This is a genomic window from Rhodanobacter aciditrophus, from assembly GCF_042679525.1.
In the GTDB taxonomy this organism is placed as follows: Bacteria; Pseudomonadota; Gammaproteobacteria; order Pseudomonadales; family Marinomonadaceae; genus Marinomonas; species Marinomonas aciditrophus.
In genome coordinates, this window is sequence record NZ_JBHTMN010000004.1 from 40,612 (window position 1) to 53,816 (window position 13,205).

General features: G+C 48.1%; 13 protein-coding genes, 3 tRNA genes and 1 pseudogene. 14 read left to right on the forward strand and 3 right to left on the reverse strand.

Annotation, left to right across the window (positions count from 1 at the left end):
* The first annotated feature begins 2 nt into the window (after window positions 1-2).
* From ACFQ45_RS02925 to ACFQ45_RS02950, 6 genes are read left to right on the forward strand one after another with little or no spacing between them, the layout of a single operon-like run.
* Window positions 3-1,130 carry a cobalt-precorrin-5B (C(1))-methyltransferase gene (locus ACFQ45_RS02925; protein ID WP_377365171.1) on the forward strand — a complete coding sequence of 376 codons (1,128 nt, stop codon included), beginning with the start codon at window positions 3-5 and terminating at the stop codon, window positions 1,128-1,130.
* Window positions 1,120-1,914: a precorrin-6A/cobalt-precorrin-6A reductase gene (locus ACFQ45_RS02930; protein WP_377365173.1), complete on the forward strand. Its 795-nt coding sequence runs from the start codon at window positions 1,120-1,122 to the stop codon at window positions 1,912-1,914. Before ACFQ45_RS02925 ends, ACFQ45_RS02930 begins: the two co-directional genes overlap by 11 nt.
* Window positions 1,911-2,552 carry a precorrin-8X methylmutase gene (locus ACFQ45_RS02935; RefSeq protein WP_377365175.1) on the forward strand — a complete coding sequence of 214 codons (642 nt, stop codon included), beginning with the start codon at window positions 1,911-1,913 and terminating at the stop codon, window positions 2,550-2,552. The genes ACFQ45_RS02930 and ACFQ45_RS02935 overlap by 4 nt, the downstream gene beginning before the upstream one ends.
* Window positions 2,552-3,877: a precorrin-6y C5,15-methyltransferase (decarboxylating) subunit CbiE gene (gene cbiE / locus ACFQ45_RS02940; RefSeq protein ID WP_377365177.1), complete on the forward strand. Its 1,326-nt coding sequence runs from the start codon at window positions 2,552-2,554 to the stop codon at window positions 3,875-3,877. Before ACFQ45_RS02935 ends, cbiE begins: the two co-directional genes overlap by 1 nt.
* Window positions 3,874-4,605, forward strand: coding sequence for a precorrin-2 C(20)-methyltransferase (gene cobI, locus ACFQ45_RS02945; protein ID WP_377365179.1), 732 nt, complete (start codon window positions 3,874-3,876; stop codon window positions 4,603-4,605). Before cbiE ends, cobI begins: the two co-directional genes overlap by 4 nt.
* Window positions 4,602-5,378, forward strand: coding sequence for a cobalamin biosynthesis protein (locus tag ACFQ45_RS02950; protein WP_377365181.1), 777 nt, complete (start codon window positions 4,602-4,604; stop codon window positions 5,376-5,378). Before cobI ends, ACFQ45_RS02950 begins: the two co-directional genes overlap by 4 nt.
* Window positions 5,379-5,394: 16 nt before the next feature.
* Here the strand turns inward: ACFQ45_RS02950 and ACFQ45_RS02955 are convergent, their stop codons facing one another.
* Window positions 5,395-6,546: a methionine aminotransferase gene (locus ACFQ45_RS02955; protein ID WP_377365183.1), complete on the reverse strand. Its 1,152-nt coding sequence runs from the start codon at window positions 6,544-6,546 to the stop codon at window positions 5,395-5,397.
* A gap of 209 nt (window positions 6,547-6,755) precedes the next feature.
* Here ACFQ45_RS02955 and ACFQ45_RS02960 point away from each other — a divergent pair, with 209 nt between their 5' ends.
* The gene (locus ACFQ45_RS02960; RefSeq protein ID WP_377365185.1) at window positions 6,756-7,181 is read left to right on the forward strand and encodes an acyl-CoA thioesterase; all 426 of its coding nucleotides are present in this window, start codon (window positions 6,756-6,758) and stop codon (window positions 7,179-7,181) included.
* 41 nt (window positions 7,182-7,222) lie between these two features.
* Here ACFQ45_RS02960 and ACFQ45_RS02965 read toward each other — a convergent pair.
* Both ACFQ45_RS02965 and ACFQ45_RS02970 read right to left on the reverse strand, forming a co-directional pair.
* Window positions 7,223-7,308 (reverse strand) — tRNA-Leu (locus ACFQ45_RS02965).
* 61 nt (window positions 7,309-7,369) lie between these two features.
* Window positions 7,370-8,596, reverse strand: a complete 1,227-nt coding sequence (locus ACFQ45_RS02970) for an EAL and HDOD domain-containing protein (protein ID WP_377365187.1) — start codon at window positions 8,594-8,596, stop codon at window positions 7,370-7,372.
* Between the two features lie 196 nt (window positions 8,597-8,792).
* Here ACFQ45_RS02970 and ACFQ45_RS02975 point away from each other — a divergent pair.
* The 7 genes and pseudogenes from ACFQ45_RS02975 (at window position 8,793) to ACFQ45_RS03005 (ending at window position 13,175) form a co-directional block, all read left to right on the forward strand.
* Window positions 8,793-8,868 (forward strand) — tRNA-Ala (locus tag ACFQ45_RS02975).
* 31 nt (window positions 8,869-8,899) lie between these two features.
* A tRNA-Ala gene (locus tag ACFQ45_RS02980) sits at window positions 8,900-8,975 on the forward strand.
* A 117-nt stretch (window positions 8,976-9,092) separates the two neighbouring features.
* The gene (locus tag ACFQ45_RS02985; RefSeq protein ID WP_377365189.1) at window positions 9,093-9,956 is read left to right on the forward strand and encodes a bifunctional transcriptional activator/DNA repair enzyme AdaA; all 864 of its coding nucleotides are present in this window, start codon (window positions 9,093-9,095) and stop codon (window positions 9,954-9,956) included.
* A 1-nt stretch (window position 9,957) separates the two neighbouring features.
* Window positions 9,958-10,572 (forward strand): alpha-ketoglutarate-dependent dioxygenase AlkB family protein, encoded by a 615-nt coding sequence (locus tag ACFQ45_RS02990; protein WP_377365191.1) that lies wholly within the window; start codon window positions 9,958-9,960, stop codon window positions 10,570-10,572.
* A gap of 103 nt (window positions 10,573-10,675) precedes the next feature.
* Window positions 10,676-11,671 (forward strand): annotated as a pseudogene (locus ACFQ45_RS02995) (tryptophan--tRNA ligase); the annotation flags it as partial.
* Between the two features lie 28 nt (window positions 11,672-11,699).
* Entirely contained in the window at window positions 11,700-12,560 is an 861-nt protein-coding gene (locus tag ACFQ45_RS03000; RefSeq protein ID WP_377365193.1) for a Tim44 domain-containing protein, read from the forward strand.
* Window positions 12,561-12,665: 105 nt separating this feature from the next.
* Entirely contained in the window at window positions 12,666-13,175 is a 510-nt protein-coding gene (locus ACFQ45_RS03005) for a chemotaxis protein CheW (protein ID WP_377365195.1), read from the forward strand.
* The last annotated feature ends 30 nt before the right edge of the window (window positions 13,176-13,205 follow it).

A 13,205-nucleotide genomic window follows, 5' to 3' on the forward strand; every position in this document is an offset into this window, starting at 1 on the left:
CTATGTGGCCTGAGAGCGGTGAAAGCAAGCAACCTTTGCGGACAGGCCTGACGACAGGTACCTGTGCCACCGCATGTTGTGTGGCAGCTGCTCAATATCTTTTTACCCATGCTCAAGTGCTAAATGCGGAAGTGACTCTGCCGAAGGGAAAAGTGGTTAGTTTGACCATGAATCCTTGCCGCATTGAAAACGATACCGCGACAGCATCCACCGTAAAAGATGCTGGGGATGACCCAGATGCCACCCATGGGGCCACGGTATTTGCCAGTGTGCGCCTGTTGCCTGAAACAGGCGTCCGCTTTAAAGCTGGAGAAGGGGTTGGGACAGTCACCCGAACCGGCTTAGTACTTGAGGTTGGAGAGCCAGCAATCAACCCTGTGCCACGACAAATGATGACCCAGCACCTAGAGCAACTAGCCAAGCAGTACGATTACACTGGTGGCTTTGAAGTCACCGTGGGCATTGAAAATGGTGCGACCATTGCGCAAAAAACCATGAATCCAAGATTAGGGATTTTAGGGGGCTTATCGATTTTAGGCACCACTGGCATAGTGCGTCCGTTTTCCTGTGCTGCGTATATTGCATCAATTCATCAAGGCATTGATGTGGCGCGGGCAAATCAACATCACACCATTGCCGCGACGACGGGGAATGCCAGTGAAACGGCCATTCAATCCCGAGACCAGCTAGACCCTATGGCCTTAATTGAAATGGGGGACTTTGTCGGAGCTGCGTTAAAACATCTTAAAAAAGTCGAGGGACAACAGGCAAAACTGGACAAATTTATTGTCTGTGGCGGCTTTGGCAAAATCAGTAAGTTGGCCCAAGGGCATCTAGACCTCAACTCAAGAGCCTCCAGCATTGATCTTGGAGCCCTGGCGGAACTTGCTCGGACTTTAGGGGGGGATGAGTTATTGCAGGATGCCATGGGCTCAGCCAATACCAGTGTCGAAGCCTTGGCTTTTGCGCAAAAGCAGGGAATCCCCTTGGCAGATGAGGTGTGTCGGCAGGCCCTGAAGGTGTGTCGTCGATATATACCTGAACACATGGCACTAGAAGTGCTGGCCATTGATCGCAAGGGAAATTTCGTCGGTCAGGCGATAGACTTAGGGGAATCGAATGACGACTAGAGTGCCAAAAATATTACTGCTTGGTGGGACAGCAGACGCACGACGTTTGGCTGAGACTCTTCATCTAAAAGGCTACAAGGTGGTGTATTCCATTGCTGGTTTAGTTCGTACTCCGAGATTGGACTGTGAAATCCTAGTGGGGGGCTTTACTCAATTTGGTGGATTAGCCAACTACCTTGCCCAGCAGTCAATTGACTTGGTGATTAACGGTACCCACCCCTATGCGGTGAATATGAGTAATAAAGCGGCCCAGACAAGTCATGAGACAGGCATTCCAGTATGGCGCTTTCTTCGCCCCCCTTGGCAAGCTGAAGCCCAAGATCAATGGCTCTTCTACGCTGACGAAGAGTCGTTATTGACCCAGTTACAAGACTATCATCGCCCCCTCTTAAGCGCTGGGCAAATGACAGAGTCTTTTGTTCAGCGCCTAGTCGCCCTGCCATCAGTGGAGCAGGTGCTTTGGCGCACGGCGGTGCCACCAAAGTTTGAGCTACCGAAAGGCGTTATTTGGGAAAAGGCGATCGGCCCATTTTCATTAGCGGATGAACAAGCCCTATTGACGACACACTGTATTGACGTGATCGTCAGTAAAAATAGTGGCGGAGACGCTACCTCAGCCAAATTACTGGCGGCGCGCCAAAAGGGCATTCCTGTCCTTTTACACCAGCGCCCCCAAGAACTAAAATCCACTCGACTTTTTACGGATTTGACGCATCTGGTCAGTGAACTCGACAAACATTACACAGTGGGTCTTCCACAACAGCAGGATATGCAACAACAGTGAGTTATCAATTCGAACACAACCCCCAAGCCATCGAACAAGACAGCTTCCGTCAGATTCGTTCCTTAACCGAGCTGGATCATTTGTCTAAGGATGAACAGCAAGTGGCCATGCGCATTGTCCACAGTCTTGGGCTGCCTAGTGCTGCCGAGCAGGTGCGCTTTAGTGCTAAAGCCTGTGACGCTGGACGAGCAGCGTTAGGGAAGGATTGTGCCATCCTATGTGACGTGGAAATGGTGAAACAGGGTGTTACTAAGCGCATGATAAAGACGCCACCCTTATGTTTTTTAAATGATCCACAGGCGGCGACCTTGGCGGCAGAGCAAGGGGAAACTCGATCCATGGCGGCCCTAAGCCTTTGGCAGGATCATCTGGAGGGCAGCGTTGTCTTGATCGGAAATGCTCCGACGGCATTGTTTCGCTTGTTAGAAATGATTGAAGCGGGAGCGCCTAAGCCAGCTTTGATCGTGGGGATGCCTGTAGGGTTTGTTGGCGCGGCGGAATCAAAAGAAGCCTTGTGGCAAGCCCACCAAGCCTTGGGGATTGAATGCATTACCTTATTAGGGCGCATGGGTGGCAGTGCTGTCACCTCCGCCAGCTGCAATGCTTTGTTACGTTGCAATATTGGTGAGTATTATTAATGAGCCAAACGACTAGCCAACAAATCCATGTGGTGGGCCTAGGGGTGAATGCTGAGGCTAGCTTATTGCCCGAGGCGGAGGCCATGATTCGTGCCTTACCCGATACGGGACTCTTGGTTGGTAGTGAGCGACAGCTAGCCATGGTCAGCCGGTTATCTCCTCAAGCCGCACAATTGGTACTGCCCAAGCTATCTGAGTTACAAACAGTCCTAGATGAAGCCCTGCAAAACGATACAAAGCAAGTAGTGATACTGGCGTCAGGGGATCCTTTGTACTTTGGTATTGGGGCTTGGGTTAAGCGTCATTTTTCCCACTACAGCATGGTTTTTTATCCTAATGTGTCCAGTATTCAGGCAGCTTGTCATCAAATTGGGCTGTCCTTGCAAGAGGCTGAAGTTGTTAGTGTGCATGGGCGTCCTCTCGCCAGCTTACGGCGTCACCTTCATCAAGGGCGTCGGTTAGTGCTACTCACAGATGCAAAGAGTCACCCTAGGGCTATTGCTCAGGAATGCGTGGATTTTGGTTTAACACAAAGCCAAATTACTGTGTGCGAAAGGCTGGGTTACGCCGATCAAAGGGTCACTCCATTTTCTGCAGAGAGTCTGGCTAAGCAAGACACAACATTTGATCCTTTAAATGTGGTCATTGTTGAAACGAGTGATCAGTCGGCGCGATTCCCCGCCACGCCTGGCTTTAAAGATGAGCTCTTTGTGACGGATAAAGGGGATGGCAAAGGCATGATCACTAAGCGCGAAGTGCGTTTGGCTATCTTGTCTTATTTGGGAGCTGAGGCGGGAGAAGTGATTTGGGACATTGGCGCGGGATGCGGCGGTGTGGCAATTGAGCTGGCCTATTGGAATGCCCAAAGTGGCATTTATGCAGTAGAGCATCACCCAGAGCGCTTTGCCTGTTTAGAGCAAAACCGTGATCGCTTTGGGGTGGTGCACAACTTAACTACAGTAAACGGACGAGCACCCCAGGCCTTAGGGTCATTACCGTCCCCCAATAGAGTGTTTGTCGGGGGGAGTGATGGGGAAATGGCTGAATTACTTGAAACGGTTTGGCAGCGTCTGCCTTTGGGAGGCGTGTTGTTAGTCAGCTCGGTGACCGACGCCACTCAGATGGCGGCTATGGCATTTTTGGCTCAACGAGATGCCCAAGACGATGCCATGGATGAAAGTGTAACGTTACAGGTTCAGCGCAGTGAACGGTTGGCCGGCAGCCGTATGCGTCGCCCCCATTTACCCGTTACCCTGTGGCGATTTGAAAAGAAGCGATTTGAAAAACGGCAATTAGGAAAACCAGAAATGGGGGCAATGATATGACACAGACACAACAGCAAGGGCGTTTTATTGGCGTTGGCGTTGGCCCCGGTGACCCTGAGTTGCTTACCCTAAAGGCAGCCCGACTTATTCAGTCAGCTGATGTGGTGGCATATTTGGCCGGGGAGTCTGGGACTTCTCAAGCAAAGCAGATAGCACACATTGCTATGGATCAGCGTCATAATTGTTTGGCTGATATTGTCATTCCCATGCCCATGTCGACGGATCGTAGTGCGGCCAATCAAGCCTACGACGAAGGGGCTCAACGCATCCAGCAGGCCTTGAGTGCTGGTCACAATGTGGTGTTCTTATGTGAAGGGGACCCTTTGTTTTTTGGTTCCTTCACTTACTTGATGGAGCGCTTAGAAGCACAATTTCCTGTGGATGTGATTCCTGGTATCTCTAGCATTCATGCGGCAGCGGCGGCCATTAAACTTCCGCTTACACTGTTAAAAGAATCCTTTGCCGTGGTCAGTGGTCGACATACGGAAGCGCAGATTCAGAATGCTTTGGAGCGTCACGACTCAGTGGTAATCATGAAAGCAGGGAGAGCGCGCCCCAAAATACTCGCTGCTCTTGGGCTTACTGGTCGTCTTCAAGATGCTAAATATCTCGAATACGTTGGCCGCGATAATGAGCGCATTGTCACAGATGTTGCCGAGCTACCCAGTGAAGCAGGGCCTTATTTCTCGTTATTTATCATTACTCGAAGCGAGCGAGGCAGCCGATGATTCGTATCATAGCTTTAACCGAAGCAGGTGCCTTGTTGGCTCAGCGCCTTGCCCAGCACTTGCCTGATAGTGCGTTACACTTCAAGCCTCAGCCTTTTGCTGGCACGGTCCAGAGCTTTTTTAAACAAGGGGATAAATTGCTCTTCATCTGTGCTTCGGGGATAGTGATGCGCACATTGGCGCCTGTGCTACAAAGCAAATATGACGATCCGCCAGTACTGGTGCTGGATGAACAAGGGCGATTTGTGGTGCCCTTGTTGTCGGGCCATGAAGGGGGCGCTAATCACTGGGGCAGTCAGGTAGCCGATCTCCTCGGAGCGGAATTGGTCGTGACCACGGCTAACCCCTATTTGAACCCTATTTATACCCTCGGCATGGGCTGTGAGAGAAACTGTCCTTTATCCTATCTAGAGGATTTGATGTTAGAGGGGTTGGAGACAAAAGGGTTAACGCCCCAAAACCTTTCTGGCCTGTATAGCATTGATGTTAAAGCTGACGAAACCCACTTAATTGAGTTAGCAAATAAATACCAGCTGCCCTTTATTACCTATGACGCGCCGGCACTTATGCCGATGGAGCCCTTTTTGAGTGCTCGTTCTGAGTATGTGTTTAAAACGGTTGGGGTATACGGGGTGGCAGAATCAGCAGCGTTATTAGGGGCGCAAGAGCTTGCTAAGTCTGTCCCGGAGTTGACGCTCAATAAAATCAAAAACGCCAAAGCAACCTGTGCTCTGGCGCGTGCCTTTTCCATGTCGAAACCTGACTCAATCTAATTTTCTCTGAAGATTATTAGAGTGTAATAAGCTGTTCTGCGGCCTTGGTAAGGGTACTGTTCTGTTTAGCAAAGCAGAAGCGAATTAAACGCATATCCTTCGGCGGCACTTGGTAAAACACTGACACAGGAATGGCCGCTACCCCCGCATGTTCGATTAGCCACAACGCAAATTCCGTATCCGGCATGTCTTGAATGGCACTGTAGTCCATTAATTGGAAATAGGTGCCCGGTGTTGAAGTGAAGCTGAATCGACTCTCTGACATCAACTTATTGAAGTAGTCTCGCTTGCCTTCATAGAAAGCGGGCAACAGCTGGTCATGATCTGGGGCCGAATTTAAGAAATCGGCCAAGGCCAATTGCATCGGCGTGGTGGTGCTAAAAGTGAGGTACTGGTGAATCTTGCGAATCTCTCCCATTAGCGCCGCCGGCGCAATACAGTAACCTACTTTCCAACCTGTAGTGTGGTAGGTCTTGCCAAAAGATGACACCACAATACTCCGATCACTGAGGTCTTTGTGACGTAACACACTTTGATGTTGGGCGCCGTCAAACACAATGTGCTCGTACACTTCATCGGACAACACCAGCAAATCGTGCTTGTTTGCCAGCTCTGCCAATTGCGCAATATCCTCTTGGGATAGGGTCTGGCCAGTAGGGTTGTGGGGCGAATTAATCACAATCATGCGAGTTTTAGGTGTGATGGCGTCGGCAATACGCTGCCAATCCATCGCGAAACTAGGCGGAAGCAGAGGGATGTGGATGGCTCGGCCACCGCTCAAGGTGATTGCTGGGTCATAGGAATCATAGGCCGGATCAAACACAATGACCTCGTCCCCAGTCTGCACAAAGGCGGTAATGGCAGCAAAGAGGGCTTCGGTGGCACCGGAAGTAATGGTGACCTGTGTGTCTGGGTTTATATCATTGTCATAGCAACGCTTGATTTTGCTAGCAATGGCTTGGCGCAAGGAAGCTACCCCAATCATTGGGGCATACTGATTGCTGCCTTGTTGGATGTAATGATTGACTCCCTCAAGTAAGGCGCTAGGACCGTCAAAATCAGGAAATCCTTGTGACAGATTGACAGCATTATGCTTGGCTGCCAGTTCTGACATCTGGGTAAAAATAGTAGTGCCGGTGCTCGGTAATTTGCTTTGAAATGCGTACATGGAAAACCTTAGGGACAGACCCAAGTAAAAGTGGCGCGGTTCTTAGATTTCTATGCTAAATCAGTGCCAGCAATAGTCAAAGGGGAATACTGGGATTCTGATAAGTAGGTTTGAGCCATTTTGTCTCTATTTCAGGGGGATAACAGGTTAGTTAATGATTCGTGCTGGTAGCTTTGATATAACATATGCATGTAGTAGGAGAGGCTAATATGGCAGTTGATAAAGAGAAAGGTCGTTTAACAACCCGTACTGTCGCCATGCCGGGGGATACTAACCCAGCAGGTGATATTTTTGGTGGCTGGGTCGTGTCTCAGATGGATATTGCAGCAGGTATTTGTGCTGGTCAGCGGGCACAAACCCGTGTAGTGACTGTGGCATTGGACAGCATGAGCTTTATCCGTCCGGTGAAAGTAGGGGATATCCTAGGCGTGTACACCTATGTGGAATCGGTAGGACGTACATCCATGAATATTCATGTGGAAGCCTGGGTGCGTCGCGGTCGCATTGGTATTCGTGAAAAAGTGACAGAAGGGATTTTTAAATTCGTTGCTATCGATGAACAAGGTAAGTCCACGCCCATTCCAGCGGAAGAAGATCTGCCTGATTACGTTCACGAGGCCATGAACGAATTTTAGGCAATAAAAAAGCCGACTTATGTAAGTCGGCTTTTTTAATATGGTACCAGTGGCCGGACTCGAACCGGCACGCTTTATAGGCAATGGATTTTGAATCCATCGTGTCTACCAATTCCACCACACTGGCTTGGAAAACGTGGAGCACATTTTATTGTTTTTAGTTTCCCTGTCAATGGTTTAGTGCAGATTTATTTTAGGCCATGCAAGACTTCGTTAGCCCATTGTAATGCATCAAAGAATGATCGGTTCAAAGAGCGTCTTACATTTGGTGGCAACTTGCCGATGCGATCCCAGCGCTCTTCTTCGATACAGGTGGCGCTGTAGAGTACTTTCCCCAAAGGACCTTTATAGTCGAGAATCGCTTCTTTGATCTCCTCCCCAAGGGTGATTTGATTCAGTACTTCTTTTAGCTCCATTTGTAGGATGCGGTCGATGCCAGACATTAACCCCATGGTGAAGGCGGAGTCAGAGGATATTTGGCCGTTTTTCAGTGCTAACAGCTCACAGCATCGAGCGCGAATGAGTAATACCCGCAAAACACTATCGTTTTCACTGCTTTGAGAACTCAAGGTGATCAACATGGCCCAGCGTTTAAGCTGGGTTAAGCCCAAATAGGTAATGGCTTCTTTGATAGACGAGACTTCTTTGGATACTCCCACCACAGGGCTATTGATTAAGCGAAGCATTTGATAGGACAAAGTAGGGTTTTGTGTAACCAGCTCTGTAACCTTGTCAATGCTCACATCTTGATCCTGTAGCATATTGACCAAACGTACGGCGCTCTCTACTTGGGCATCAACTCGTCGACCTTTGACTAACTCTGGGCGTTGTAAAAAATAGCCCTGAAAATACGTAAAGCCCATTTCGACACATTCGTCGAACATGGATTGATCTTCGATCTTTTCTGCCACCAGTTTGATATCTAAGGTTTTCAGTTCTTCTAACTTGCTAGCAAAGGTACTGGGTGGCGTCGCTAGGACGTCAATTTTAATCATGGAGATATACGGCAGTAACTTGTCGTAACTTGAGTCGAAGTGATAGTCATCTAAGACAAAACGAAATCCTGACTCGTGCCAGCGAATGACGGCACTGATGAATTCTGGAGTGATGTTTTGGTCTTCTAATATTTCGATATAAACCGTATCTGGGGAAATCGGAAAAAATGCATCCGATAGAACCAACTCAGTGGTCATATTGATGAAAAATGGCTGGCGTAATTGAGCCTCAAGTTTGGTAATGCCAATACATAGGTTGGTAATCACCTGGCTAGTGGCCACTTCTGCGTTACTGAATGAGGCTGAATGCTCCTGCTGGCCACGAAAAAGAAGCTCGTAACCAAATAGTTCCTTGTTTTTATTAAGTATAGGCTGTTGAGCCATCATTAGCTCATCAAGCGCTTTGAACTGCTCGGGCATAATTGCATCTCAAATACAGGTTAATGGCGTTTGCACACATTGTGTGTTTAATAATGCGTCGAAAATTGCCTAGGGTATAGGCTATTTTTGTAACAGATTGATGATCAAAATCAAAACATTTGGTCTATGTGTGTGATATTGCAAACAAAAATTATTGACACGCAAGATTTGCCCTCATAAAATTCTGCTCGATTTTGGGGCTATAGCTCAGCTGGGAGAGCGCTTGCATGGCATGCAAGAGGTCAGCGGTTCGATCCCGCTTAGCTCCACCAAATCCATCTCAGGGTATTCTGCCTACATTGTGGGGCTATAGCTCAGCTGGGAGAGCGCTTGCATGGCATGCAAGAGGTCAGCGGTTCGATCCCGCTTAGCTCCACCATACTTTCTATTATAGTTTTCTATTTACTAAATCACTGTCAGTTCGCAAGAATCGGGTCGACTCTTTATCAGACTGGATTATCATGTGACTAAATGTCTTGGTTAAACAGTGATCTCCATGCAAAACCATCAGTACTATCAGCGGATCGAAAACGCTATTCATTATATTGCTGAGAACTTCCAGTCCCAGCCGTCGTTAGAAGACATGGCAAAAGTGGCTCACATGAGTCCAAGTCATTTTCAGCGAGTGTTTCTATCTTGGGCTGGCGTCAGTCCTAAGAAGTTTGTCCAATACATCAGTTTGGAGCACGCGAAACAAACCTTACGAAAACAAGGAAGTAATTTGGTGGCGGCGGATGCGGCGGGGCTTTCTAGCACCGGACGTTTGCATGATTTGTTTGTCAGAATTGAAGGTATGACACCGGGGGAATACAAGCAAGGTGGCGCTGCGCTGGTGATTGAATATGATTTTTACAATACCTTGTTTGGCTCTGCGTTGATTGCTTCCACAGGGAAAGGTATTTGCCATATCGCGTTAGAAGAAGACCCAAAAACTGCCTTAGAAAATTTGCAGCAACGTTTCCCTAATGGCACCTTTACCCAAGCCGAAAATACGCTGCACCAGCAGGTATTAGTGTTTTTCGAGTCCTTATCAACCCCTTTTGTTCAATCCATCGAACAATCAAGGCCGATACCTCTGCATCTTGCTGGAACACCCTTTCAGCTAAAGGTCTGGGAATGCCTATTGAGTATTCCAACTGGTGCATTGCGAACCTACGGAGACATCGCCACGGACATAGGTCAACCGAGCGCGTCACGAGCCGTGGGCACGGCTATCGGAGCGAATCCTATTGCTTATTTGATTCCCTGCCATCGTGTGATTCAAAGCACTGGAAAAATTGGTGGCTACCGTTGGGGACCAAAGCGAAAGACCGCTATCATTGGTTGGGAAGGTGCTAAAACCCATAGCGAAGAGGATTGAAATGCAGCATACCATGCTTTTTGAAACACCCTGTGGGGATAATTTGTTGCCCTATGAAGGCACTGTTCGTTACCTAGGGGCCGTGTGTTCAACAGTGGAAGCGGATCAATTTTATCAAAGCTTAATGGACGCCATCGCATGGCAACACGATCAGGCCGTGATCTATGGCAAACATATTACCACCAAGCGCAAAGTAGCTTGGTACGCGGATCGGCCGTTTCCCTATACCTATTCGAGAACCACCAAAACTGCCTTGCCTTGGACGCCTGAACTTTTGGCTCTAAAACAGCTGGTGGAGTCTGCTACTGGTGCGACATTTAATTCGTGTTTACTCAACCTATATCACGATGGCGAAGAGGGTATGGCTTGGCACAGTGATGCAGAGAAAGAGCTGGTGGAGGGGGCTGTCATTGGCTCCCTAAGCTTTGGGGCAGAGCGTAAGTTCTCCTTTAAACATAAAGCCTCAAAAGAAACCGTATCCGTCATGCTCGGGCATGGTAGCTTGCTGACCATGGAAGGCTTAACGCAAACCCATTGGTTACATCGTCTTCCACCCACCAAAAAGGTTCATACCCCTCGGATAAATTTGACCTTTCGACTAATGCGGACAGATTGATATTTCAGTATTTTCTTGTGTGAAATCGGTTGTTTATCGCTACGTATGGCGCGGCTTTTATGGTAGGGTACGGAAACCTTTTATAAAGATTGAGTAAGGGAAAATGGGTAAAGAAATTGTTTTAACGGGTATTACCACATCAGGCACGCCACATCTTGGCAATTACGTCGGTGCGATCCGCCCTGCAATCGAGGCGAGTAACCGCGAAGATACAGAGTCTTTCTTCTTTTTAGCGGATTACCATGCGTTGATTAAATGTCAGGATCCAGAGCGTGTGAAACAGTCACGTCTTGAGATTGCTGCGACCTGGCTAGCGTGTGGCCTGGATACCAATAAAGCAACTTTTTACCGTCAATCTGACATCCCAGAAATTGCAGAGCTGAACTGGCTGCTTACCTGTGTCACAGCAAAGGGTCTAATGAACCGTGCCCATGCTTACAAGGCAAGCGTGGATGAAAACGTTGCGAAGGATCAAGATCCGGACTTCGGCATTACGATGGGATTGTTTTGTTACCCTGTCTTGATGGCTGCCGATATTCTTGCGTTTAACGCCCACAAAGTACCTGTGGGTCGCGACCAAATTCAACACATTGAAATGGCCCGAGACATTGCGGCCCGTTTTAATCACTTATTCGGTCATCACTTTGTCCTACCTGAAGCCGTTGTCGCAGAAGATGACAGCGCGATTTTAAAAGGGTTGGATGGCCGTAAGATGAGTAAGTCTTACAACAACACGATTCCGCTATTTGATACGGAGAAGAAGCTGAAAAAAGGCATCAATAAAATCGTGACAAACCTGCTAGAGCCTGGCGAACCGAAAGATCCGGACAACTCCACTGTGTTTGATGTCTATAAAGCCTTTGCATCAGCTGAGCAGACAGCTGAAATGCGTCAGAAGTTTGCCGATGGAATCGCTTGGGGTGAGGCTAAAAAGGAACTTTTTGAACTTATTAATGGTCAACTGGCTGAGCCGCGTGAAAAGTACCTAGAATTAATGGCGAATCCTGCTCAAATCGAAGCTGTTCTCCAAGAAGGTGCTGAGAAAGCCAGAGCGCGAGCTCGTGCCTTGATCGCAGATCTACGCAGCGCCGTGGGTCTGGTCAATTTTGTATAATTGGAGAGTTGAAGTGAAAACAGCGGTATATGCTTTTTTAATGGCCTTTGTTTTAGTGATTGGTGCCGGTGGTATGGCCACTGAAGCCCACGCTAAAAAATTGGGTGGCGGCGGTAGCTTTGGTAAGAGCTACTCCATCAGCAAAACCCCAACTAAGTCGTCTACTTCTGGTACGGCTGCAGCGGGCAGCACGGCAACTAAAAAGCCGGGCGGTTTGTTAGGGGGCCTTGGTGGCGGTTTGCTAGGCGGCTTGCTTGCAGGTGGTCTGTTTGCAGCGTTACTAGGTAGCGGTGCTTTCGAAGGTATTTCATTTGGTGACATCTTACTGTTTGCTGTCATTGGCTTCTTGATCTACAAGTTGTTTTTCGCCAACAAACGCCGTGTTGAGCGCCCTGCGGGTGATAATGGCATGTTCCGAGAAATGCCAAACTCGAGTCGTGATGGTTTCCAGCCTTCGCCAATGTCCGGTGTGTCTGGTTTCGGTGGCTACACGGATATTCAGCTTCCTCCTGGCTTTAATGAGCAGGCGTTTGTGGCGGAAGCAAAGAACCATTACATCACTTTGCAAAAAGCTTGGGATGACAATAATTTTGACGAGATTGCTGACTACTTTAGCGCAGAGGTTTGTGCTATGTTGCAACAAGAGCGTGCAAAGTACGGTGCTGACAAGCCTCGCACTGAAGTAGTCTCCCTAATGGTAGAGCTAGTTCGTGGTGAGTTCATCGGTTCTGTGTCTTCTATTTCTTTGCGTTTCAGTGGTTGGATCAAAGAAGGCGATCAAACAACTGAAACCAATGAAGTGTGGCATTTGGAAAAAGATGTCTCGGATGCACGCGGTAATTGGACAGTAGTTGGTATACAGCAAGACAACTAATTGTTACGTAATTTATCACGCCATTGCGCCGCAGGTAGACTATGATTGGATTCATAACGCGGCGCATTAGCGCGCATCACCGGATTGATTAAAGGTGTAAAGGCCATGTCTGAATTAGCGACGATCAAAGAAGCAGGGAAGTTACCTGTAGAAAGCAAAAAGGGTGAGTTACTGCAGTACCTAACATTCAAGTTATTGGATGAAACCTATGGTATTAATGTAATGCAGATCAAAGAAGTCTTGCGTTACAGCGAGATTGCGCCGGTGCCTGGGGCTCAATCTTATGTGCTTGGTATCGTCAATTTGCGTGGTAATGTTGTTACCGTTATCGATACCCGTGTGCGCTTTAGCCTGCCTGAATGCACCATCAGTGATGACACCCGTATCATCATTATTGAACACGACGGTGAACAAATTGGTATGTTGGTGGATGCGGTTAAAGAAGTATTCTACCTATACCAAGGTGAAATCGAGCAAAGCCCAAGTGTTGGTAACGACGAAGCTCTGATGTTTATTCAGGGTGTTTACCAAAAAGAGGAAGAGCTAGTGATTTTGCTGGATCTGAATCGTATGTTTGATATCGATAATGATCAGCTTGCGATTGGCATGATGTAATTGCGACAGATTAAATAAAAAGCAGCCATT

Coding starts and splice junctions, on each gene's coding strand:
- ACFQ45_RS02925 (WP_377365171.1), top strand. CDS start 3: ATGTGGCCTGAGAGCGGTGAAAGCAAGCAACCTTTGCGGACAGGCCTG.
- ACFQ45_RS02930 (WP_377365173.1), top strand. CDS start 1,120: ATGACGACTAGAGTGCCAAAAATATTACTGCTTGGTGGGACAGCAGAC.
- cbiE (WP_377365177.1), top strand. CDS start 2,552: ATGAGCCAAACGACTAGCCAACAAATCCATGTGGTGGGCCTAGGGGTG.
- cobI (WP_377365179.1), top strand. CDS start 3,874: ATGACACAGACACAACAGCAAGGGCGTTTTATTGGCGTTGGCGTTGGC.
- ACFQ45_RS02950 (WP_377365181.1), top strand. CDS start 4,602: ATGATTCGTATCATAGCTTTAACCGAAGCAGGTGCCTTGTTGGCTCAG.
- ACFQ45_RS02955 (WP_377365183.1), bottom strand. CDS start 6,546: ATGTACGCATTTCAAAGCAAATTACCGAGCACCGGCACTACTATTTTT.
- ACFQ45_RS02960 (WP_377365185.1), top strand. CDS start 6,756: ATGGCAGTTGATAAAGAGAAAGGTCGTTTAACAACCCGTACTGTCGCC.
- ACFQ45_RS02970 (WP_377365187.1), bottom strand. CDS start 8,596: ATGCCCGAGCAGTTCAAAGCGCTTGATGAGCTAATGATGGCTCAACAG.
- ACFQ45_RS02985 (WP_377365189.1), top strand. CDS start 9,093: ATGCAAAACCATCAGTACTATCAGCGGATCGAAAACGCTATTCATTAT.
- ACFQ45_RS02990 (WP_377365191.1), top strand. CDS start 9,958: ATGCAGCATACCATGCTTTTTGAAACACCCTGTGGGGATAATTTGTTG.
- ACFQ45_RS03005 (WP_377365195.1), top strand. CDS start 12,666: ATGTCTGAATTAGCGACGATCAAAGAAGCAGGGAAGTTACCTGTAGAA.